Origin of the sequence: Magnetospirillum sp. WYHS-4, assembly GCA_039908345.1 — a bacterium.
Lineage (GTDB): Bacteria > Pseudomonadota > Alphaproteobacteria > Rhodospirillales > GLO-3 > JAMOBD01.
Map to the genome: position 1 here is coordinate 17,937 of JAMOBD010000038.1, position 19,365 is coordinate 37,301.

At 64.5% G+C, this 19,365-nt stretch carries 19 protein-coding genes and 1 tRNA gene; 15 read left to right on the forward strand and 5 right to left on the reverse strand.

The window, feature by feature from the left end; genetic code table 11:
* Window positions 1-2: 2 nt before the first annotated feature.
* Entirely contained in the window at window positions 3-1,343 is a 1,341-nt protein-coding gene (locus tag H7841_11710; GenBank protein MEO5337544.1) for a pilus assembly protein, read from the reverse strand.
* Window positions 1,344-1,488: 145 nt separating this feature from the next.
* Here H7841_11710 and H7841_11715 point away from each other — a divergent pair, with 145 nt between their 5' ends.
* From H7841_11715 to H7841_11785, 15 genes are all read left to right on the forward strand, one after another.
* A complete protein-coding gene (locus tag H7841_11715; protein ID MEO5337545.1) occupies window positions 1,489-2,031 on the forward strand; it encodes a pilus assembly protein in 543 nt (180 codons plus the stop codon).
* Window positions 2,028-2,558: a pilus assembly protein gene (locus tag H7841_11720; protein ID MEO5337546.1), complete on the forward strand. Its 531-nt coding sequence runs from the start codon at window positions 2,028-2,030 to the stop codon at window positions 2,556-2,558. The genes H7841_11715 and H7841_11720 overlap by 4 nt, the downstream gene beginning before the upstream one ends.
* Window positions 2,559-2,567: 9 nt before the next feature.
* Window positions 2,568-4,025 carry a pilus assembly protein gene (locus tag H7841_11725; GenBank protein ID MEO5337547.1) on the forward strand — a complete coding sequence of 486 codons (1,458 nt, stop codon included), beginning with the start codon at window positions 2,568-2,570 and terminating at the stop codon, window positions 4,023-4,025.
* A gap of 46 nt (window positions 4,026-4,071) precedes the next feature.
* Window positions 4,072-6,243 (forward strand): fused MFS/spermidine synthase, encoded by a 2,172-nt coding sequence (locus H7841_11730; GenBank protein MEO5337548.1) that lies wholly within the window; start codon window positions 4,072-4,074, stop codon window positions 6,241-6,243.
* A 163-nt stretch (window positions 6,244-6,406) separates the two neighbouring features.
* Window positions 6,407-6,580 (forward strand): Flp family type IVb pilin, encoded by a 174-nt coding sequence (locus H7841_11735; protein MEO5337549.1) that lies wholly within the window; start codon window positions 6,407-6,409, stop codon window positions 6,578-6,580.
* A gap of 303 nt (window positions 6,581-6,883) precedes the next feature.
* Window positions 6,884-7,057 carry a Flp family type IVb pilin gene (locus H7841_11740; protein ID MEO5337550.1) on the forward strand — a complete coding sequence of 58 codons (174 nt, stop codon included), beginning with the start codon at window positions 6,884-6,886 and terminating at the stop codon, window positions 7,055-7,057.
* Window positions 7,058-7,186: 129 nt separating this feature from the next.
* Window positions 7,187-7,705, forward strand: coding sequence for a prepilin peptidase (locus H7841_11745; protein ID MEO5337551.1), 519 nt, complete (start codon window positions 7,187-7,189; stop codon window positions 7,703-7,705).
* Entirely contained in the window at window positions 7,702-8,550 is an 849-nt protein-coding gene (locus tag H7841_11750) for a fumarylacetoacetate hydrolase family protein (GenBank protein ID MEO5337552.1), read from the forward strand. The genes H7841_11745 and H7841_11750 overlap by 4 nt, the downstream gene beginning before the upstream one ends.
* Entirely contained in the window at window positions 8,538-9,368 is an 831-nt protein-coding gene (locus H7841_11755; GenBank protein ID MEO5337553.1) for a phosphodiesterase, read from the forward strand. Before H7841_11750 ends, H7841_11755 begins: the two co-directional genes overlap by 13 nt.
* Before the next feature lie 63 nt (window positions 9,369-9,431).
* On the forward strand, window positions 9,432-10,232 hold the full coding sequence (locus tag H7841_11760; GenBank protein MEO5337554.1) for a hypothetical protein: 801 nt from the start codon (window positions 9,432-9,434) through the stop codon (window positions 10,230-10,232).
* 10 nt (window positions 10,233-10,242) lie between these two features.
* Window positions 10,243-11,040 (forward strand): hemerythrin domain-containing protein, encoded by a 798-nt coding sequence (locus H7841_11765; GenBank protein MEO5337555.1) that lies wholly within the window; start codon window positions 10,243-10,245, stop codon window positions 11,038-11,040.
* Between the two features lie 61 nt (window positions 11,041-11,101).
* Window positions 11,102-12,451, forward strand: a complete 1,350-nt coding sequence (hemN, locus tag H7841_11770) for an oxygen-independent coproporphyrinogen III oxidase (protein ID MEO5337556.1) — start codon at window positions 11,102-11,104, stop codon at window positions 12,449-12,451.
* 46 nt (window positions 12,452-12,497) lie between these two features.
* Window positions 12,498-12,574 (forward strand) — tRNA-Pro (locus H7841_11775).
* 100 nt (window positions 12,575-12,674) lie between these two features.
* Window positions 12,675-12,845: a hypothetical protein gene (locus tag H7841_11780; GenBank protein ID MEO5337557.1), complete on the forward strand. Its 171-nt coding sequence runs from the start codon at window positions 12,675-12,677 to the stop codon at window positions 12,843-12,845.
* 510 nt (window positions 12,846-13,355) lie between these two features.
* A complete protein-coding gene (locus H7841_11785) occupies window positions 13,356-14,555 on the forward strand; it encodes a hypothetical protein (GenBank protein ID MEO5337558.1) in 1,200 nt (399 codons plus the stop codon).
* 1,273 nt (window positions 14,556-15,828) lie between these two features.
* On the opposite strand, the gene H7841_11790 is transcribed toward H7841_11785, so the two are convergent.
* The 4 genes from H7841_11790 to acsA all read right to left on the reverse strand — a co-directional run bounded on the left by H7841_11790 (window position 15,829) and on the right by acsA (window position 19,358).
* Window positions 15,829-16,362 carry a hypothetical protein gene (locus H7841_11790; GenBank protein MEO5337559.1) on the reverse strand — a complete coding sequence of 178 codons (534 nt, stop codon included), beginning with the start codon at window positions 16,360-16,362 and terminating at the stop codon, window positions 15,829-15,831.
* A gap of 51 nt (window positions 16,363-16,413) precedes the next feature.
* Window positions 16,414-16,662 carry a phosphopantetheine-binding protein gene (locus H7841_11795; protein ID MEO5337560.1) on the reverse strand — a complete coding sequence of 83 codons (249 nt, stop codon included), beginning with the start codon at window positions 16,660-16,662 and terminating at the stop codon, window positions 16,414-16,416.
* Entirely contained in the window at window positions 16,659-17,198 is a 540-nt protein-coding gene (locus tag H7841_11800; protein MEO5337561.1) for a hypothetical protein, read from the reverse strand. The genes H7841_11795 and H7841_11800 overlap by 4 nt, the downstream gene beginning before the upstream one ends.
* A gap of 447 nt (window positions 17,199-17,645) precedes the next feature.
* On the reverse strand, window positions 17,646-19,358 hold the full coding sequence (gene acsA, locus H7841_11805) for an acetate--CoA ligase (protein ID MEO5337562.1): 1,713 nt from the start codon (window positions 19,356-19,358) through the stop codon (window positions 17,646-17,648).
* Between the last annotated feature and the right edge of the window lie 7 nt (window positions 19,359-19,365).

Below are 19,365 nucleotides of genomic sequence, written 5' to 3' on the forward strand. Positions count from 1 at the left end.
CCCTACTCCACCAGAGTCGACAAATTCGCACCAGCAAGGGTCACGCCTGCCGATCCGCAGTTGCTGCTGTTGGCGCCCGATGTTCCCGTAAACTCGACAGTATCTCCGATCAACTGAACGCAACTGGTTCCACCACCCGAGTTCCCGGAATAATCGATCTTACGCTTCGGCGTATAGACGGCACCGGTAATGTTGAAATTCGTACCGCCAGTGATGCGGTTGGTGCCGCTCGAACTCGCGGCCTCGCTTTGATAGAACAACATACCAGAATATGCCCCGGACGTTGGGGCGCTCATGTTTACTGTTCTCGTGCCAGTAAAATCAATATTACCAACGTTAGAGGCACTGCTCCCCATAAGTATTATTGATACACCATTACCTGATATTGTTCCACTCCCAGATACATTGAATGCTCCGTCGTACATCACATATGTACCTGGAGATAGATTTATCGAATTATTCCCAGACGCGGTAATTCCACCGCAGTATGTCCCCGGAGACAGATTGTTGGTTCCGGAGGAATTGATGCTCAAGTTATTGTGGTCGCATCCCGTAAATGCGGGAACACTTCTATCCTCGTAGGGATCGGCGTATTTTCTTGCGCCCTCCTGAACGCCGCCGCAGGACGTCGTGCTGAAATGCGCCTCGTCTGCAGTTGCCCCCACAGTCCGAACACAATCGGCCGTCACCAGCGTACCACCAGTGGCGATCAGCGACGTGGAACTGGAGGAATTCGTTACGACATCGCAGTTGAGGAGCGAGACGGTAACGGTGCCTGTAATGCGGAAAGCCCCGGAAGCCGAAGAGTTCAACGCAACCACGCAGCCGTTTCCGGCCTGCATCTGCATCTTCGCTACCGCCCGGGTGGACGCGGTGACGCTTGTGGACTGCACGAGATAGCGCAGGAAGAGCGTCTGGATGGGCTTGGTAAGGCGAACTTCGACCGCCAGGCTGTCCCCCGTATAGGAGCCGCTGGTGGGCGGGATGTTGACCACGATGGTTCCGCCGCCCGACGTCGTGAACCCGTTGCGCTGGGCTTCCGTGGTCGCTTCCGAAGTGATGGTGGAAGTGCTGCTGCCATTGTACTTCTCGATCGCCGCGGCGACCGCGGCGGCATCCACGGCCGACTGAAGCTCCCGTCGCGCCGCGTACCAACTGCCGACTTCCACTCCGAACCCGACGGCGCCTAGGACGACCGGCATGAGCAAGGCGAATAGAATCGCTATCGCACCAGACTCGTCGTGGCGGAACCGCTTAAGGGGTACTGGCCAAGTCATAGGACCTTCCATGCCATATCTATGACCAAAATAATATGGCTGATGGCCTATGACGAACAGTGACAAGTGTCACGCCCCCCCCAGGAAAGAGTGGAACATACTCAAGGAGTGGCTTTCGCGAACTCGCATCCCCGTGCTATTGCCAGAAGGGCATGGGGGCGCCACGACGAAGGCGGGCCGGACTCGCCCGCCCCGGGAAAAGGCCAAGCCCATGCCACGCCGCTCCGTACCGACCCCGAATGATCGATGGTTTCGGTTCCTGCGCCGCACGGCACGAGACGAGCGCGGCGCCACGGCGGTGGAATTCGCCCTCATCCTGCCGGTTTTCGCCTATCTGCTGATCGGCATCATCGAGATGGCGATGCTGTTCTTCACCACCACCGTGGTCGACGGCGCCGTGCACGAGGCCGGGCGCCGGATCCGGACCGGCCAGGCCCAATTGTCGGGCAACACCTTTTCCACCTTCCAGGCGGCGCTGTGCAACAATTTGCAGTACGTCTACAGCTGCGCCAACATCTCGCTGGACGTGCGGACATTCGGCAGCTTCTCGTCGGTGTCGGTCCCCATCCAACTGGATGCGCAAGGCAATCCGATCACCCAGTTCAACGTGGGGGGCGCCAAGGCCATCACGGCCATCCGGGTGATCTACAAGTGGACCTTCTTCACCCCGATGATCGGCTACTTCTTCGGCGACGCCGCCAACCAGCGGCAGTTGACCTCGCTGACCATCTTCCGCAACGAGCCCTACCAATGACCGCCCGTCGTATCCTCGTCCATCTTGCCGGTGACCGGCGCGGCGCCGCCGCCATCGAATTCGCCCTGATCGCTCCGGTGATGATTACCCTGCTGGCCGGCATCATGGAACTGTCTTACTTCCTGATGGCGGAACGGCGGGTCGTCGAATCTTCCCACGCGGTCGCCGACCTGATCGGCCAGGGAACCGACCTGTCCGCCGCCGAGGTGGACGACATCCTCTACGCCGCCCGCCAGATCATGACCCCCTTCCCCGACAGCGCCCTGAAGATCGGCGTGGCCAGCGTCACCTACGACGCCACCACCGGGGCCCCATCCCTGGCCTGGACGGCAAATTACAACAGCGGCAGCGTCTCCAACCCGACCACCAAGGCCACCGGCAAGGGCCAAGCCGGGGAGAGTGTGATCATCGTTACTTCCTCATACACTTACACGCCTATACTGAAGAATATTCTTACCGCCAATTTTACTTTATCGGAAACCACCTACGCTCGCCCGCGCACTTTATCATACGTGGGTAAGTACTAGAGGTTCGCCATGAAGAACTCCGCCCCCACCCGCCGTCCCGCAGCAACGTCGAATGGCCGGGCCCCGCATCTTTGGCGCGCCGAGGATGGCGTGGTCGGCATCATCTTCGCCCTGGCGCTCATTCCGCTCGGCATCGCCACCGGACTGGCCGTCGACATGGGACGGGCCTATCTGGTCGAACAGCGGCTCAACCAGGCGGCCGACGCGGCCGGCCTGGCCCTGGCGGCGGCCATGGATACGGGCCAGAACCTGCAGACCGTGCTGCAGACCATTTTCACCGCCAACTATCCGGTGACCAACCTGGGCACCACGGCGACTCCTTCCTATTCCGTCAACGGGGAAGTCATCACGGTCACCGCCCAGGCCACCGTCCCCATGGCCTTCGCCCAACTGGTCGGGATCAATTCGGTCACCGTCCACGCCACGTCCCAGATCACCCGCAAGCAGACGGGGCTGGAGGTCGCGCTGGTGCTCGACAATACCGGCTCGATGAACAGCGGCGGCAAGATCGGGCAGTTGCGGACCTCGTCGAAGGAACTGGTCAGTACCCTGTTCGGTAACCAGACAGCCCCCACCAACCTGAAGATCGGCCTCGTGCCCTTCGTGACCACGGTCAACATCGGCACGGGGAACGCCGCCTACGTCAACAACACCCACAACTACGCGCCGGACACCTGGAAGGGCTGCATCGAAGAAAGGACCTATCCCCACGACGTGCTCGACACCACGACGGGGGCGGGCGGCCTATGGCCTACCTACTATTGGCCGAAGGAAGCCAGTTCCGGGACCTGCAACAACGAATGGACGACCACGGTGGACACCACGCCCATTAACACCGAGGGCCCCAATCAGGCCTGCCCGGACCCCATCGTCCCCCTGACTAACGCCAAGGCGACCTTGATTACCGCCCTCGACAACATGGAACCCTGGATGGGCAACGGCACCATGGTCAACATCGGCGCGGTCTGGGGATGGCGCGTGCTGTCGTCGGCCCCGCCCTTCACCGAAGGCGTGGTGGAAGGAACCAGCGGCTGGAAGAAGGTGATGATCATCCTGACCGACGGCGACAACAACCTCATGCCGCCAACCTGGGGGAGTTGCAACACCAACACCGTCACCCTGGACGGCGCCGCGCCCCCGGCCAACCACAACCCGGAAGGCGTGGGGCTCAATTCGCAATACACCGGCTACGGCTATGCCTGGCAGGGCCGGCTGGGGACGTCGTTCCGCGCCGCGGCGGAGACCCAGTTGGACAACCGCCTGGCGGAAGTCTGTTCCAACATCAAGGCGGCCGGCATCACCGTCTACACCATCACCTTCGGCACCACGACGGCGACCATCCAGGGCATCATGCAGGCCTGCGCCTCGACCACCGACAAGTACTACAATTCGCCCACCAACGCGCAGCTCAGCCGGGCCTTCCGGGCCATCGCGGCCGAGCTGAAAAAAATCCATCTCAGCCAATAGAGCCTTGGTATAGTGGCGCTCCCGCAATCCCGGGAGCGCCATCGCCGTGATCGTCCTTCTGACCCTGACCTCGTTCCTGGGCGCTTTTCTGTTGTTCGCGATCCAGCCGCTGATCGCCAAGCTGCTCCTGCCCCACCTGGGCGGCGCGCCGGCGGTGTGGAACACCTCCATGGTCTTCTTCCAGGCCGCCCTGCTGGCCGGCTACGCCTACGCGCATCGGCTGGCCCAGGCCGTCGGCGACGGGCGCCGTCAGTACTTGGTGCACGGCGCCCTGCTGCTGGCTGGGCTGACGGTCTTGCCGCCGATCCTGCATACGGACTGGATTCCCGCGGCGTCCGCCAACCCCATCCTGCCGGTCCTGGCCCTGTTGGCCGCCGCGGTCGGCCTGCCGTTCCTGGCGCTGTCGGCGACGGCGCCCCTGGTGCAGCGATGGCTGGCGGGCAGCCCGCAAGGAGAAGCGGAAAACCCCTATTTCCTGTACGCCGCCAGCAACCTGGGTAGTTTTTCGGCGCTGCTGGCCTATCCGTTCCTGATCGAGCCCTGGCTCGACCTGCCCACCCAGGCGGTCGCCTGGACGGCCGGCTACGTCCTTTTGATCCCGTTGATGGGGGCGGCGGCGCTGGTCACCCGCGCCGGCCCCGTTCCCGCCCCCCCCGCCACCCAGCCGCCGGGACCGCTGCCCCGCCTGCGCTGGGTGCTGCTCGCCCTGGCACCGTCCAGCCAGTTGCTGGGGGTCACCACCCATATCACGACGGACATCGCGGCCGTGCCGCTGCTTTGGGTGGTTCCCCTGGCGGTCTATCTCCTGACCTTCGCCATCGCCTTCGCCCGCCGCCCCTTTCCGCCCCGCGAGGCCGTCCTGCGGCTGGAGGCTTTGCTGGTTCCCCTGCTCGGCATGCAGATCTTCTGGAGTTCGAGCCAGCCGGCGGTATCGATTCCGTTTCATCTCGCGACCCTGTTCGCGGTGGCCCTGGCCTGCCATGGCGAACTGGTCCGGCTGCGGCCGGCACCGGCACGGCTGACCGAGTTCTACCTCTGGATTTCCTTTGGCGGCGTACTGGGCGGCGCCTTCAACGCCTTGGCGGCGCCGCTGCTGTTTTCCAGCCCTCTCGAATATCCGCTGGCGCTGCTGCTGGCGGCTTTCCTGCGTCCCGGCGTCTGGCCGCGCGACGTCCGGTCCTGGGCCTTCCAGGGCGGCTTGCCCGTTGTCTTGGCTGCGCTTCTCGCCCTGGCCGCCGACGACGACCTTCCCGGCCTCAGGTTTTCCGATCCCTCGACGCTTGCCTTCCTGGCCCTGGCCCTGGCGGCCGCCGTCGCCGCCTATGCCAACGCGGGGCGACCGCTGCTGTTCGCCGGCTGCACCGCCGCCCTGATGGCGGGCGGATGGACCGCCCAGAGCGGACAGGACGAGGTGGTGGCCAGGGTCCGCAGCTTCTTCGGCATCCATCGGGTCACCCGGACGGACGGCGCGGCAGGCACCTTCCACGTGCTGGCCAACGGATCCACCTTCCACGGCGCCCAGGACCGCAGCCCGGCGGGACAGTCCGAGCCGCTGGCCTACTACGGCCGCAGCGGCCCCCTGGGCCAGGCGTTCGATGCCCTGGCGCCGGCGCGCCATGTGGCGCTGGTCGGGCTGGGTACCGGCAGTTCGCTCTGCCATCGGGCCGAAGGCCGCCGCTGGACCATCTACGAGATCGACCCCACGGTCGTGGATATGGCCCGCGACGCCCGCCTGTTCAGCTTCTTCGGGCAGTGCGCGCCCGATGCCGCCGTGGTGCCGGGGGACGCCCGGCGACGGCTGGCCGAATCCGCGCCGGGCGCCTTCGACCTGCTGATCCTGGACGCCTTCAGTTCGGATGCCATCCCGGTCCACCTGCTGACCCGCGAGGCCATGGCCGTCTATTGGCGGACCCTGGCGGAAGGGGGCGTCCTGGCCTTCCACCTGTCGAACCGCTACCTGGACCTGGAACCCCTGATCGCCGCCCTGGCGGCCGATGCCGGCCTGTCGGTTCGCTGGCAGGAATACAACCCCGACCGGGAGGAATCGGCCCGCCGCCATACCCCAAGCAACTGGGCGGTGCTGGCCCGGCGCGACGCCGACCTGGGGCGGATGGCCGCCGACCCTCGTTGGCGGCTTCCGGTCGCCGACCCCGCCGTCGAAGCCTGGACCGACACCCGAAGCGATCTCGCCACCTTGCTGATCCGGGGCCGGAAATAGGGATATGGCGGCTGCGGGTACCATTCAATAGAGCGCAAAACTCGCATAAACAGCAACAATAGAGAGCAAATAGGGTTGACTTCGCCTCTGGGTTTTGACATGCTCCGAAGCGAAGTGTCGAACGAACTTCACCTCGGAACTGCTGCAATCGGAGTTTCAAACGATGGCTAGGAATCTCATCCAAGCTGCCACGGGCCTCTGGAAAGACGAGTCCGGTGCGACCGCGATCGAGTACGGCCTTATCGCCGCCGGTATCGCGGTGGCCATTCTCGTCGCGATCACCACAGTCGGCAACGGCCTGCAAAACACGTTCAACAACGTCTCCAACAAGCTGTAACCGCCTTTTGGGCGATCGACGATGGCCGCCGACCCGCGTTGGCGGCTTCCGGTCGCCGACCCCGCCGTCGAAGCCTGGACCGACACCCGAAGCGATCTCGCCACCTTGCTGATCCGGGGCCGGAAATAGGGATATGGCGGCTGCGTGCGCCATCCAACCGGGTGCGATCCCACGGGAAAATCCGTATCCCCCGTCACAATCGGGGGGCCTGAGTGTTGACTTCGCCTCTAGGTTTCGACATGCTTTGAAGCGAAGTGTCGAACGGGCTTCACCTCGGAGCTGCTACAATCGGAGTTTCAAACGATGACTAGGAATCTCATGCAAGCTGCCAACCGCCTCTGGGCGGACGAGTCCGGCGCGACCGCGATCGAGTACGGTCTTATCGCCGCCGGTATCGCGGTGGCCATTCTCGTCGCGATCACCACGGTCGGCAACGGCCTGAAGAACACCTTCAACAACGTCTCCAACAAGCTGTAATCGCCTTCCCGGCGATCACGGCGGCTGGCGCGCCGGTAGCCCTCGGGGTGAAGGCGCGGTTGACGGACACGGGACGGCTTTCCTCGCGGGAGCGGGGGAAGCCGTTCCCGGTTTCGGGAGACCTTCTTCATGGCTTTCGCCCTGCAAGCGGGCCTGATGGCCCTGGCGCTGGTGGCGCTGATTGCCGCGATGTTGTCCGACTTCACCAGCATGCGCATCCCGAACCTGTTCTCGGTAGGGGTGGCCCTTCTTTTCCTTCCCGTCGCCATCCTGGCGGACCTGCCCTGGCAGGCTATCGCCATCGATCACCTGGCGACCGCCGCCGGCATTCTCCTGGTCGGCATCCTGGTCTTCGCCCGGGGCTTGATGGGGGGTGGCGACGTCAAGCTGCTGGTCGCCGTCGGCCTCTGGACCGGCTGGAAGCCGTTGCCCGAATACCTCTTGTTGACTGCCCTGCTAGGTGGAGTCGTCGCCCTGTTCGCCCTCTCCCTGCGACGCCCTCCCGGGTCGCTGCTGCTGGTCTGGCTACCGGTCCTGCGCCATGGCTTCGGCGACGGCAAGAACGTCCCCTACGGGCTTGCCATCGGTGCCGCGGCCCTCTGGATGGCGCCCCGTCTCGACACCTTCCCCAAGGCTTGGTTGCCATGAAGCTCCTGCGTTACGGCCCTCCCGGCGGCGAAAGGCCGGGCTTGCTGGCCCCCGACGGCAGCCTGCGCGACCTGTCGGCGGTGGTCGCCGACGTCACCCCGGATGTTCTGGCGCCCGAGCGGCTGGCCGCCCTGGCGGCCCTCGATCCCGCTACCCTGCCCATCGTTCCCGGCACCCCACGCCTGGGACCGCCGCTGGCCGGCATCGGCAAGATCCTCGGCATCGGCTGGAACTACGTCGAGCACTGCGCCGAAACCGGCACCCCGCCGCCCAAGGAGCCACTGGTCTTCGCCAAGGCGACCACCGCCCTGGCCGGTCCCCACGACATCCTGGTGCTGCCCCGCGGTTCCACCCATACCGACCACGAAGTCGAACTGGCCGTCGTGATCGGCCGGCGCGCCCTCTATGTGGAAGAAGCGGACGCTCTGGCCCATGTGGCCGGCTACGCGGTGATGAACGACATCTCGGAGCGGGAATACCAGAAAAAGCGCGGCGGGGAATTCCTCAAGGGCAAGAGCTTCGACGGCTTCGCCCCCCTCGGGCCCTGGCTGGTCACCCGCGACGAGGTAGCCGATCCCCAGAACCTCCCCCTGTGGCTGGACGTCAACGGCGAACGCCGCCAGGACGGCAATACCTCGGCCATGGCCTTCGGCGTAGGATTCCTGGTGTCCTACCTGAGCCAGTTCATGACCCTGATGCCGGGCGACGTGATTACCACGGGGACCCCGCCGGGCGTCGGCTGGGGCCGCGATCCCCAGGTCTTCCTGAAACCCGGCGATGTCATGACCCTGGGAGTGGCCGGACTAGGCAGCCAGCGCATCGAGGTTGCCGGATGGCCGGCATGATCGTCGCCCAGCTTTCCGATTTCCACTTCCGGAGCGACGGCATCCCCATCAAGGGCAAGGTGGACGGCGCCAAGGCGCTGGCCGCCGCCCTCGATCACATCAAGACGCTCACGCCAGGGCCCGACTTGGTTCTGGTCACCGGGGACCTGATCGACAAGAGCGGCCGCCCCGACTACGGCCCGGTGAAGGAAGGCTTGGCGAGCCTGGGCGTTCCCGTCTACGCGATCCCCGGCAACCACGACGACCGGGAAGCCATGCGGACGGCCTTCGCCGATTTGGGCTACCTGCCCGCCGAGGGCGAATTCCTCCATTACACGGTCGAAGGCCACTCCTTGCGCCTGATCGGCCTCGACACCCAGGTGCCCGGCACCTACCTCGGGGAACTCTGTCCGGCCCGACTGGCCTGGCTGGAAGACCGGTTGGCCGAGGCTCCCGATCGCCCCACCCTGCTGTTCATGCATCATCCGCCCTTCCGGACCGGCATCCATTTCATGGACCGCTCGCCCTTTCGGGGTGCCGAGCCCTTCGACGCCCTGTTGCGCCGCCATCCCCAGGTGCTGCGCCTGCTTTGCGGCCATCTCCACCGGCCGGTCGAGGCTCGTTTCGGCGGCACCGTCGCTTCCACGGCCCCGGCCATCGCCTTCCAGATGTCCCTGGATCTGCGGCCCGGGGCGGAGTCCACCTTTGTCCTGGAGCCGGCCGCCTGCCCGGTCTTCCTCTGGCGCCCCGACACCGGTCTGGTCGGCCACCTGAGCCCGATCGGCGACTACGGCCCCCGCCATCCCTTCACGAGCGGCATGACGGCCGGAACCCAATGAAACCCATTTGCATCGAATTGACGTCTACGCCATAATTTCAAATCATCCCAAACAAGGCATCTCATGCATTTTGTCGATCCCGACAGCATCCCCACCACCGGCAACGCGGCGATCGATGCCCACCATCGTCACATCGCCCACGCGGTGAACCATGTCTACGAAGCCTGGAAGGGATGGGACGGCATCGGATCGCTGGATACGAGCCTGGCGGCAGCCTTGCGCGACGTGGAAATCCACTTGACGGTGGAAGAGATCATCACCCGCGGCGCCGGATACCAGGAATGGAAGTTCCACGAAACCCTGCACGATGCGCTGCGGTCCCGCCTGCGCGACGTGGCCGAACACGCCGGGGCCGTCCCCCACCGTCACCTGAGCCTGATGCAGGCCTTCGAATTCTTCGACCAAATGATCTTCCAGCATGAATTCTTCGACGACCAGGACTTCTGGGACACCTTCCGCCGCCATGCCGAGGCCCCGCGCGGTCCGCGCTTGGTGACCTGGGATTCGCGGCTGGTCTTGGGGGAGAACGGCGTCGATTCCCGGCATTCGGAATTGGTGGCGGCGCTGAACGCCGTGCACGAGGCGATCGCCGACCGGGCCGCCTGCGATGACGTCCTGGCCCGTTTCGATATCCTGCGGGACGACTGGCTGGCCCACCTGGAGACCGAGGTCACGCGGATCGGCAGGCCGGAATCCCAACCCGCCAAGCAGGCCCGCGAAGCCATCGACATCCTGCGTGCCGACTTGGCCCTTGCCCGCCGCCATTGCGAGGACGGCGATTGCGAAGCCACGGGGGCCTTCCTGGTCAACCAGGCACGCTTCTGGCTGTTGGACCACATCACCTATCAGCACCGGCTGTTCTGAAGCGCCCGGCATGAGCTTCGTCGACCCCGACCACATCCCGAACACCGGCAACGCCGCCATCGACGCCCATCATCGGCGCATCGCCGTCCAGGTCAACGACCTGTTCGATGCCTGGAAGGCGGGGGGAGCGCCGACAGCCCTCAACAGCCGCCTTGATGAGGTGCTGCTGGAGATTTCGGATCATTTCGCCGCCGAGCGTTCCCTGGTGCGGGGGGCCGGCTACGCGGAGTGGGACACCCACGAGCCCATCCACGACACCATGCGGGAACGCATGGGGTCGATCCGCGCCGCCGTCGCCCAGGCTTCCAGCCATACCGACGGCATGATCGACGCTTTCCGCTTCTTCGAGGACCTGATCTTCAAGCACGAGTTCTTCGACGACCAGGACTTCTGGGACGCCTTCGCCCACTTGCCGCGGCGGGGAGGCGAAGACCTGATCTCCTTTGGACCGGAACACCGGATCGGCCGGACCGCCATCGACGCCGAGCACGAGGAACTGGTTCGCCTGCTCAACGGCATCCACTCGGCTCTCGCGGACGGAGAGCCGGAACCGCTGCTCTGTATTCGCGTCCAGGCCCTGCGCAACGCCGCCATCACCCATTTCACCCACGAGGAAGACACCATGCGGTCGATGGGGCATCCCGATCTCAAGGAGCACACGGTGCTCCACCGGGTCATGCTGCGCGACCTGGAGGACGCCATCCATCTCTGCCGCGAGGGCCGGCGGGACGACATGAAGGACTTGGTGTCCACCGGCATCCGTTATTGGCTGCTCGACCACATCGCCGTCTGGGACCGGCGCATCTGACGCTTGGACAGGCCCGACGTTCCAGGCTAACGTGGCGCCACCGAAGCCAAGGACGGGCACCATGACCGGCGATCTCCTGACCAAGTACGACCTGCGGGTTCCCCGCTACACCAGCTACCCCACCGCGCCCCACTTCTCCGAAGCGGTGGATGGGGATCTCTACCGGGAATGGCTGGGAACCTTGGCCCCGGAGACCGGCCTGTCGCTCTATTTCCATATCCCGTTCTGCGATTCCATGTGCTGGTTTTGCGGCTGCTACACCAAGATCGTGAAGCGCTATGAACCGGTGCGCGAGTACCTGGACAGCCTGCTGGCGGAAATCGACCTGGTGGCCGCCGCCCTGCCCGGCCGCTTCCGGGCCCGCCATCTGCACTGGGGCGGCGGCAGCCCAACCATGCTGCGGGGCGACGACTGGCTGGAGATCATCGACCGCCTGCGCGCCCGCTTCGACGTGGCGCCCGACGCAGAAATCGCCGTCGAGCTGGACCCCCGCACCGCCACCGAGGACTACGTGAAGGCCCTGGCGGCGGCCGGGGTCAACCGGGCCAGCATCGGGGTGCAGGACTTCGATGCCGAAGTCCAGGCGGCGATCAACCGCATCCAGCCCTTCGAGATGACGAAGCAGGTGGTCGACTGGCTACGCAAGCACGGCATCGCACGGGTCAACATGGACCTGATGTACGGCCTGCCCCGGCAGGACACGGCGCGGGTGCTGCGCGAGGTGGAACTGGCCGCCAGCCTGAAGCCGGCACGAGTCGCCCTGTTCGGCTACGCCCATGTCCCCTGGATGAAGAGCCACCAGAAGATGATCGACGAAGCCGCCCTGCCCGGCACCCAGGAACGCTGGGAGCAGTTTTCGGCGGCGTCGGAGCGGCTGGAGGACCTCGGATACAGGGCGGTCGGACTCGACCATTTCGCCTTGCCGGACGACAGCCTGGCGGTGGCATTGGGCGAAGGCGGGCTGCACCGCAATTTCCAGGGCTACACTACCGACCGCGGCCAGGTGCTGATCGGCATGGGCGCCTCCGCCATCGGCCAATTGCCCCAGGGCTACGTGCAGAACGCGCTGCCGCTCAAGGACTACGGCAACGCCATCGCCCAAGGCCGCTTCGCCACCCGCAAGGGCCTGGCGCTCACCGCCGAGGACCGCCTGCGGGCCGACGTGATCGAGCGCCTGATGTGCGACCTCGCCCTCGACCTGGACGCCGTCTGCGCCCGCCACGGCGTCACGCGCGACCACTTCGCCGCCGACCTGAAGAAGCTGGAACCCTTGGCCGCCGACGGCCTGCTGATCCTGGACGGCGGCAAGGTGGCCGTGACGACGGCCGGCCGCGCCTTCGTCCGCCTGGCCGCCGCCGCCTTCGACGCCTACCTGGAACAAGGCCAGAAGCGCCACTCCAAGGCCGTATGATCCCTTGGCTTGTACGGCGGCGGCCGCCGTGTTACCTCGGAGCACACGGGGCGTAGCTCAGCCTGGTAGAGCGCCTGCTTTGGGAGCAGGAAGCCGCTGGTTCGAATCCAGTCGCCCCGACCAAGCTTTTCAACAGGAAAGCGACGAACTCGTCCTCCGGAACCGGCTTGCTGAACAGGTATCCCTGGGCCCGGTCACACCCCATGGTACGCAGAATGCCGAGTTGCGCTTCGGTTTCCACGCCCTCTGCGATGACCTTGATATCGAGCGCATGGGCCATTCCGATAATGGCTGCGGCGATGGCCCGGCTGTTCTTCTCCGCTACCAGTTCCCGGACGAAAGCACGGTCGATCTTCAGGTAGTGCACCGGCATACGGAGCAACTGGCTCAATGACGAATATCCGGTTCCGAAATCATCCACCGCGATGGCCAAGCCAAGCTCTCCCAAGCCGTTCAGGGTTATCAGGTTCGCCTCGACATCGCGCATCAAGGAGGATTCCGTGATTTCCAACAGAACCCGGTCGTATGCCGTTCCGGCAGAGGCAATGGTCCTTTGGAAACGGGGGATCAGGTCCGTATCGTCCAACTGCCGTGTGGAAACGTTGACCGAGACATAAGGAGCCGCGTCCGTCCCGGCCCGCGCCTGCCAGCGGGCCTGCGCCGCACAGGCTTCCTCCAGGACCCATTGGCCGATCAGTGAAATCGCTCCCGTTTTTTCGGCCACCGGAATAAACCGGTCGGGCGATACCGGCCCGTCGGCCGGAAACCAGCGAATCAGCGCCTCGGCCCCGACGATGCACGTCGAGGCGACATCCACGATGGGCTGGTACATAAGCCGCATCTCATCTCGTTCCAGGGCGGTCCTGAGCCCATTGCCGAGAGCCAATTCGCGCTTGGCCCTTTCGTGAATCTCGTCATTGAATATCTTCCAGTTGTCCCGCCCCTGGTCCTTGGCCAAATACATGGCGGCATCCGCGTTGCGCAACAGATCTTCGGGCGTTACCGCGTCCCCAATGCCGAAGGCGATACCGACACTGGCCGAGATGTAAAGGGTCTGACCCCGGATCCGGAAGCAATTGCGCAGTTCCTCGACCACCCTTTGGGCCACGGTGGCCAGTTGGGCGTCGTCGTCGATCTGTTCGCAGAGGATGACGAATTCGTCACCGCCAAGCCGTGCCAATGTGTCGCCCGGCCGCACGATGCCGATCAGTCGTTTGCTCGCCTCAATCAGCAACTCGTCACCGACGTCATGGCCATGGCTATCGTTGACCAGTTTGAAACCATCGAGATCGATGAACAGCAGCCCCACCAATTTGGTCGATCGCTGGCCGCGGCTCAGGGCATTGGATATCCGGTCGCGAATCAAAGCCCTGTTCGGCAGGTTCGTCAGGGGATCGTGCGTCGCCTGCCAAGTCAATTCCTCCTCGATCTTCTTGCGTTCCGAGACATCTTGGAGGGTCGCGACCAGGACCCAGCCATCCTCGCCATGAACTTTGGAAATCGACGCCTGCGCCGGAAATTCGGACCCGTCCTTGCGATAGCCGGCGATGGCACCCCGGCGCCCCATGGGGATGGACATGTCGTCGGAGTGCAGAAACCGCTCAAGGAAACGGGCATGGATCTTCCGCGACTGGGGCGGCACGAGAAGGTGGACGGGCAGGCCCAGCAATTCGGATTCCGCATAGCCGAACAGGGTACAGGCACTTTCGTTGGCCTGGAGAATGTGCCCCCCTTCGTCCGTCGCGACGATCGCCGTGTCGGCAATGGAAAGAATCTGGCTCAAGGCCCGTTTGCTCGCCACGGCATGGGAATCGAGGGAAGACATGTCCAGACAGGTCAGGGCATAGCCGTTCGGCTCCTGGGCATCGTCGTGCATCGGCTCGACGCGAACGAACCGAGCTCCCGTTTCGCCGTCGAGAAGGAGGGCTTCCAGGATTCCCGACCAGGGCGCCGCGAGGGCCTTATTGTCGAGAATCTCGTCAAAAATCCCAGGGTGCTTCCAAAGGTCGCCGCCCGCACGGCCAAGAAAAGCCTGTTGATTGCGGGATCGCCAGAGGCGCAGAAATGGCTCGTTGACGTAGGCGACCGTCTTGTCCCTGGATAACAAAGCTATCCCCGTCATGTCGAACAGACGGTCGAGCGGCGGCGATGGCGGCCGAAGAGCCCGGCGTTCAACCTCATCCCCGCTCGGCAGGTCGAATAGATGACGGTAGCGCGTCGGAATCACCGGCGCGATCTGCCCGAAATTCTCGATAAGTTCGAAGGTGCCATCCTCCCGGCAGCAAGCCAGGTAACCGTTGACCGCGGCATGATGGGTCAGTGGGTCCATACTGACCTCGCCCTGAGGTCCGGTTACGGACACCTGTTCCAACGCGACGATCAGATCCTCGACACCAAGGGAGCCGGCTCGGCGAACCGCTTCGGCAAACGCCTTGACGCAGAGATACGTACCTTCGCCGAAATTGGTCAGCAGACCATTTCCCCCGGGCCAGATTCCAGTCACCCCCGGCAAGTTCGAGAGGCGTTCCAGGTAGGCCCGGTTGGCCGGCGTGTCGACGGACATGAAGTAGGTGTTACTGGAATAGAATCCCGCCCGAACCTCGGGCGGAAGATAGCCGACCATGGATTCGTCGTAATGCCCCATGACCACCGCCATGCGATCCTTAAGGCCGAGTTCCGAGAAGCGGGTCAGCAGGTTGATCTGATCGGCGCCGGCGAAATAGGGCACGAACACGTCGGCGCCCGACTTGGCGAGTTCGTCCAGCAACTCGTCGATATCCGCCGAACCGATAGGCAGATAGGTCTCGCCCACTACCTCGCCGCCAAGGCCGGCCAGTGCCATCTTGGCCGCGTCGATCGAGCCGCGCGGCCATTCGTAATTGCTGCCGGCAAAGAACATCTTTGGGCCGAAGCGATCGGCCATGTAGGGAATCATGCGGTCGATCTGCTGGTTGGGCAGGGCCGCGAAATGGAAAAAGTAGCGCGACGAGATGCTGCCCTCGTAGAAAGAGAAGTTCAAATGCGGAACCCGGCGCGGGTCGGCCACGCGGTTGGCGACGGCAATCCGCGAATTGGACAGAAGGTTGCCGATGATACCGACGCATCCCATCTCATCGACCAGACGTTCGGCCGCCGGGACTGCCGTTTCCGGAAGACTGCCATCATCCACGATCACCAGTTCCAAGGGCCGCCCCAGCAATCCCCCGGCCGCGTTCACCTCGTCGCAGGCAATGCGGCCGGCCCAAGTGATTTCCGGCCCGTACAGAGCGACCAAGCCGGTGAGCGGCGCCATCAGCCCCAAGCGAACGGTCGTGACGTCATCATGCTTTATCATGGCGCGATATTTAGCCGCCGGCAGGACGAAAAAGAAAGGTTCTTCACCCCCGCCCCTGCAACAAGGCACGGGACATGTCGCCCAGCAGGCGACGGAACGGACGGTCGTTCGGGCCCTGGATGTTGCGCGCCCAGCCCTCGGCATCCGACAGGGGATCGCCGTCGGCGCAAAGCACCGCCCGCACCGTCAGCTTGTCGGGATTGAAGGACAGTTCGGGATGCCGGCCGTCGCAAAGCCGATGGGCCGGCATGGCGGTCAAGCCGCCGAACATGACGATGACCCGGATATTGGGGTGGGGCGCCTCGGATTCGCGGCCGGTGAAGGTCACCACCCGCCCCATGACCCCATCCGGCAAGCGGTCGCGCACCAGATTTCCAAACAGGGGCTCCTCCATGCCGAAGGGATTTCCCAGTACTTGGGCCAGTATCGGCCCATCCTTCGAGGCATAGGTGAGCACGCTATCGATCAGCGCTTGGCCCTTGCTGAAATTGGAGACCACGGAGGGCCCGTTCTCACAGGCCGACAGCAAAGGAGCCAGCCCGGCGGCCAGCCACCGCAACACCCTGCCGAATTCCATCCCAGGTCCCCCGACCGGTTATCATGCGGCCTGATCGTAGCCGTCCCCTGCCTAGCGGGCAAGCAATCCGGTCAGATAGGCCGTCGCGCTGTCCAGGCTGGACAGCCTCGGGTAATCCAGTTCGGGAATGTGGATGGTGAAGGTGCGCTCCAGGGCCAGGGCGAAGTTCAGGCAGTCCACGGAATCGAATTCGAACTGGTCGCGGAAGTTCACGTCGGGCTTCAGGACGCCCTCGTCCAGGTCGGGAGCCACCTCCTTCAGCACCATCAACACCTGCGCACGGATTTCGGCTTCGGTCATGATCGTTCCTTCTCCTTCCGATCGCCCCCGGCATCCAGGAACTTTGCTACCATACCGGCGGCGGCGGCCCCGGCCAGGGCCACCCCCACTGCGGAAGCGTTGAAATAGGCACTGGCAACGGCTCCGGCGACCAGGGCAAAGCCGAGGAGCAAAGCGGATTTCATCGCCAGCTTCTGGAGGTCGCGCAGATCGTTCCGTTCCTGTCTTCGACCCTCGATCTCTTCTTCTTGACGCATCAAGTCGATCTCGGCCTGCCTGAGGGTAAGCTTGGCGACCTGATCCGCGAAATGGGCATCCGGGGCAAGCTTGTCGAGAAATTCTATCTCCTCGATATCGAACGTACCGTCGGGGACATGCCGGGTTTCCAAGCGGATCAGGTGGCTTAGATGCTCGATGACCACCGAAACCTTGTCGTCGTCGACGACGCCCCGCAAAGCCTGCTTGACTGCATCCTCGACTTCGATGGGAAGCGACACAGTATCTTCTTCCGGTGCCGGGGCGCCTGGAACAGGGTGGGTACCCTGGGACTCGGCCATCGGTTCAGCCTTCCTTTTCGGTTTCCGAAGCGGAAGGGGTCAAAGGGGTGGCATAGAGGCTGGAAAGGGCGGACAGCCCGTCGAGAAAGCCCTTCCGAAAAGCCTTCTTCCGCAGAGCTTTCCGGCTCTCGCCGCTAGCCCGGATCTGAAAGGCCCTCGACTTGTCCAATCCAAGGAATTCGCCTTTCCCCAGGCAAGCACGACGGAGTTCGCCAGCCGATGCAAGAACGGCCCCATTGAACTTGGAAGTCAGATCCAGCTTTCGGGGAAGCGCCAGTCGCAGGCCGGGCGTTCCTTCCTCTTTCGCCAGGCCGGAACGTAAGACTATGCGGCGCATTCGGGAACCATCGGTGATATGGAGCTTCTAATCCATGGATTAGGTGCGGTCATAGTACATAATCGCCGCCACCTGTCAAACCACGGTCCGGTGACAAGCCCGCCGCTCGGTCAATCGTCCAGCGTCGAGATGTCGCCTTCCGGCAGGCCCAGTTCGCGAGCCTTCAGCAGGCGGCGCATGATCTTACCCGAACGGGTGCGGGGCAGTCCATCCAGGATCGCGATCTCGCGCGGGGCCAGTGCCGCGCCCAGGCGCTTGCGGGCGAATCCCACCAACTCGCGGACCAGGGCGTCGGACGCCACCTGCCCCGCCTTCAGGGAAACGAAGGCCTTGATCGATTCGCCGGTCACCGGATCGGGCTTGCCGATCACCCCGGCCTCGGCCACCGCCGGATGTTCGAGCAGCAGGCTTTCCACCTCGAACGGGCTGACCAGATGGCCCGACGACTTGATGACATCGTCGGCCCGCCCGACGAACCAGTAATAGCCATCGGCATCCCGCTTGGCGATGTCGCCGGTCAGATACCAGCCACCGACGAAACGCTTGGCGGTACGTTCCGGTTCGTCCAGATAGCCGCGGAACTGGGACGGCCAGCCCACCTTGAGCGCCAATTCGCCCTCGGCGTCCGTCTCGGCTGCCGGTTCCAGCCCGCCGCCCGGCCCGGGCCGCAGGATGGCCGCCTCGATGCCCGGCAGGGGCTTGCCCATGGAACCGGGACGGACGTCCAGGGTGGGATAGTTGGCGATCATGATCGCCCCGGTCTCGGTCTGCCACCAAGTGTCGTGGAAGGGGGAACCGAAAACCTGTTGGCCCCAGACGACGCCTTCGGGATTGAGCGGCTCGCCGACGCTGGCCAGCAGGCGCAAAGACGAATAGTCGAAGCGGCGGAACGGCTCGACGCCTTGGCGCATCATCATGCGGATAGCGGTGGGCGCCGTGTACCAGACGGTGACGCGCTGGTCCTGCAAGACCCGGCACCAGCGCTGAGGGTCGAAATCCTCCTCGTCGACGATCAGGGTGACCCCGTTGGCCAACGGCGCCACGATCCCGTAAGAAGTCCCGGTCACCCAGCCTGGATCGGCCGTGCACCAGAAAATATCCCCAGGCCGCAAGTCGAGCGCCAGCTTGCCGGTCAGGCGATGGGCCACCACCGCCTCGTGCACGTGCAGGGCGCCCTTGGGTTTGCCCGTGGTGCCGCTGGTGAAGTGCAGCAGTGCCGGGTCCTCCGGGGCCGTCGGGGGAATGGCGAAAGTGTCCGACATCGCCGCCAGGCTGGCGTCCCAATCGGCACCGATGACGATCACCCGCTCCAGACTCGGCACCTGGTTCCGGATCGCCGCCACCTTGCGCTCGTAGAGGGCTTCCGTGGTCACCAGAACCTTGGCCTCGCCCAATTGCAGGCGGGTGAGGATGGGTTCCGGCCCGAAGGCCGAAAACAACGGACAGAAGACCGCCCCGGCCTTCAGGCTGCCCAAGGCCGCCACGTAGAGTTCCGGCACCCTGCCCGCCAGACCGAAGACCCGCTCGCCCTTCTTCACCCCGAGGGAGACCAGCAGGTTCGCGAAGCGGTTGGTGCGGGCGGCCAGGTCGGCGTAGCCGATGTCCTCGACGGTACCGCCCTTGCGCAGGCAGCGCAACGCGACCCGCCCACTCGCCGCGTGGCGGTCCACCGCCTCGAAGGCGATATTGAGGCCCCCGCCCGGCAGGCCGGCCAACTCGGCCCGCGCCGCCTCCCAGGTGAAGGATGCCCGCGCCGTCGCGTAGTCCGGCAGGTTGGGCGACACCCGATAGGGCCCTGACTTGCGGATCGTTTCCCACGCCATCTGACAG

Bases quoted from the DNA above. Each gene is read 5' to 3' on its own strand.
- H7841_11760 (MEO5337554.1), top strand. From the start codon at position 9,432: ATGCATTTTGTCGATCCCGACAGCATCCCCACCACCGGCAACGCGGCG.
- H7841_11765 (MEO5337555.1), top strand. From the start codon at position 10,243: ATGAGCTTCGTCGACCCCGACCACATCCCGAACACCGGCAACGCCGCC.
- H7841_11715 (MEO5337545.1), top strand. From the start codon at position 1,489: ATGCCACGCCGCTCCGTACCGACCCCGAATGATCGATGGTTTCGGTTC.
- H7841_11745 (MEO5337551.1), top strand. From the start codon at position 7,187: ATGGCTTTCGCCCTGCAAGCGGGCCTGATGGCCCTGGCGCTGGTGGCG.
- H7841_11735 (MEO5337549.1), top strand. From the start codon at position 6,407: ATGGCTAGGAATCTCATCCAAGCTGCCACGGGCCTCTGGAAAGACGAG.
- hemN (MEO5337556.1), top strand. From the start codon at position 11,102: ATGACCGGCGATCTCCTGACCAAGTACGACCTGCGGGTTCCCCGCTAC.
- H7841_11725 (MEO5337547.1), top strand. From the start codon at position 2,568: ATGAAGAACTCCGCCCCCACCCGCCGTCCCGCAGCAACGTCGAATGGC.
- H7841_11750 (MEO5337552.1), top strand. From the start codon at position 7,702: ATGAAGCTCCTGCGTTACGGCCCTCCCGGCGGCGAAAGGCCGGGCTTG.
- H7841_11740 (MEO5337550.1), top strand. From the start codon at position 6,884: ATGACTAGGAATCTCATGCAAGCTGCCAACCGCCTCTGGGCGGACGAG.
- H7841_11790 (MEO5337559.1), bottom strand. From the start codon at position 16,362: ATGGAATTCGGCAGGGTGTTGCGGTGGCTGGCCGCCGGGCTGGCTCCT.
- H7841_11755 (MEO5337553.1), top strand. From the start codon at position 8,538: ATGGCCGGCATGATCGTCGCCCAGCTTTCCGATTTCCACTTCCGGAGC.
- H7841_11800 (MEO5337561.1), bottom strand. From the start codon at position 17,198: ATGGCCGAGTCCCAGGGTACCCACCCTGTTCCAGGCGCCCCGGCACCG.
- H7841_11720 (MEO5337546.1), top strand. From the start codon at position 2,028: ATGACCGCCCGTCGTATCCTCGTCCATCTTGCCGGTGACCGGCGCGGC.
- H7841_11795 (MEO5337560.1), bottom strand. From the start codon at position 16,662: ATGACCGAAGCCGAAATCCGTGCGCAGGTGTTGATGGTGCTGAAGGAG.
- acsA (MEO5337562.1), bottom strand. From the start codon at position 19,358: ATGGCGTGGGAAACGATCCGCAAGTCAGGGCCCTATCGGGTGTCGCCC.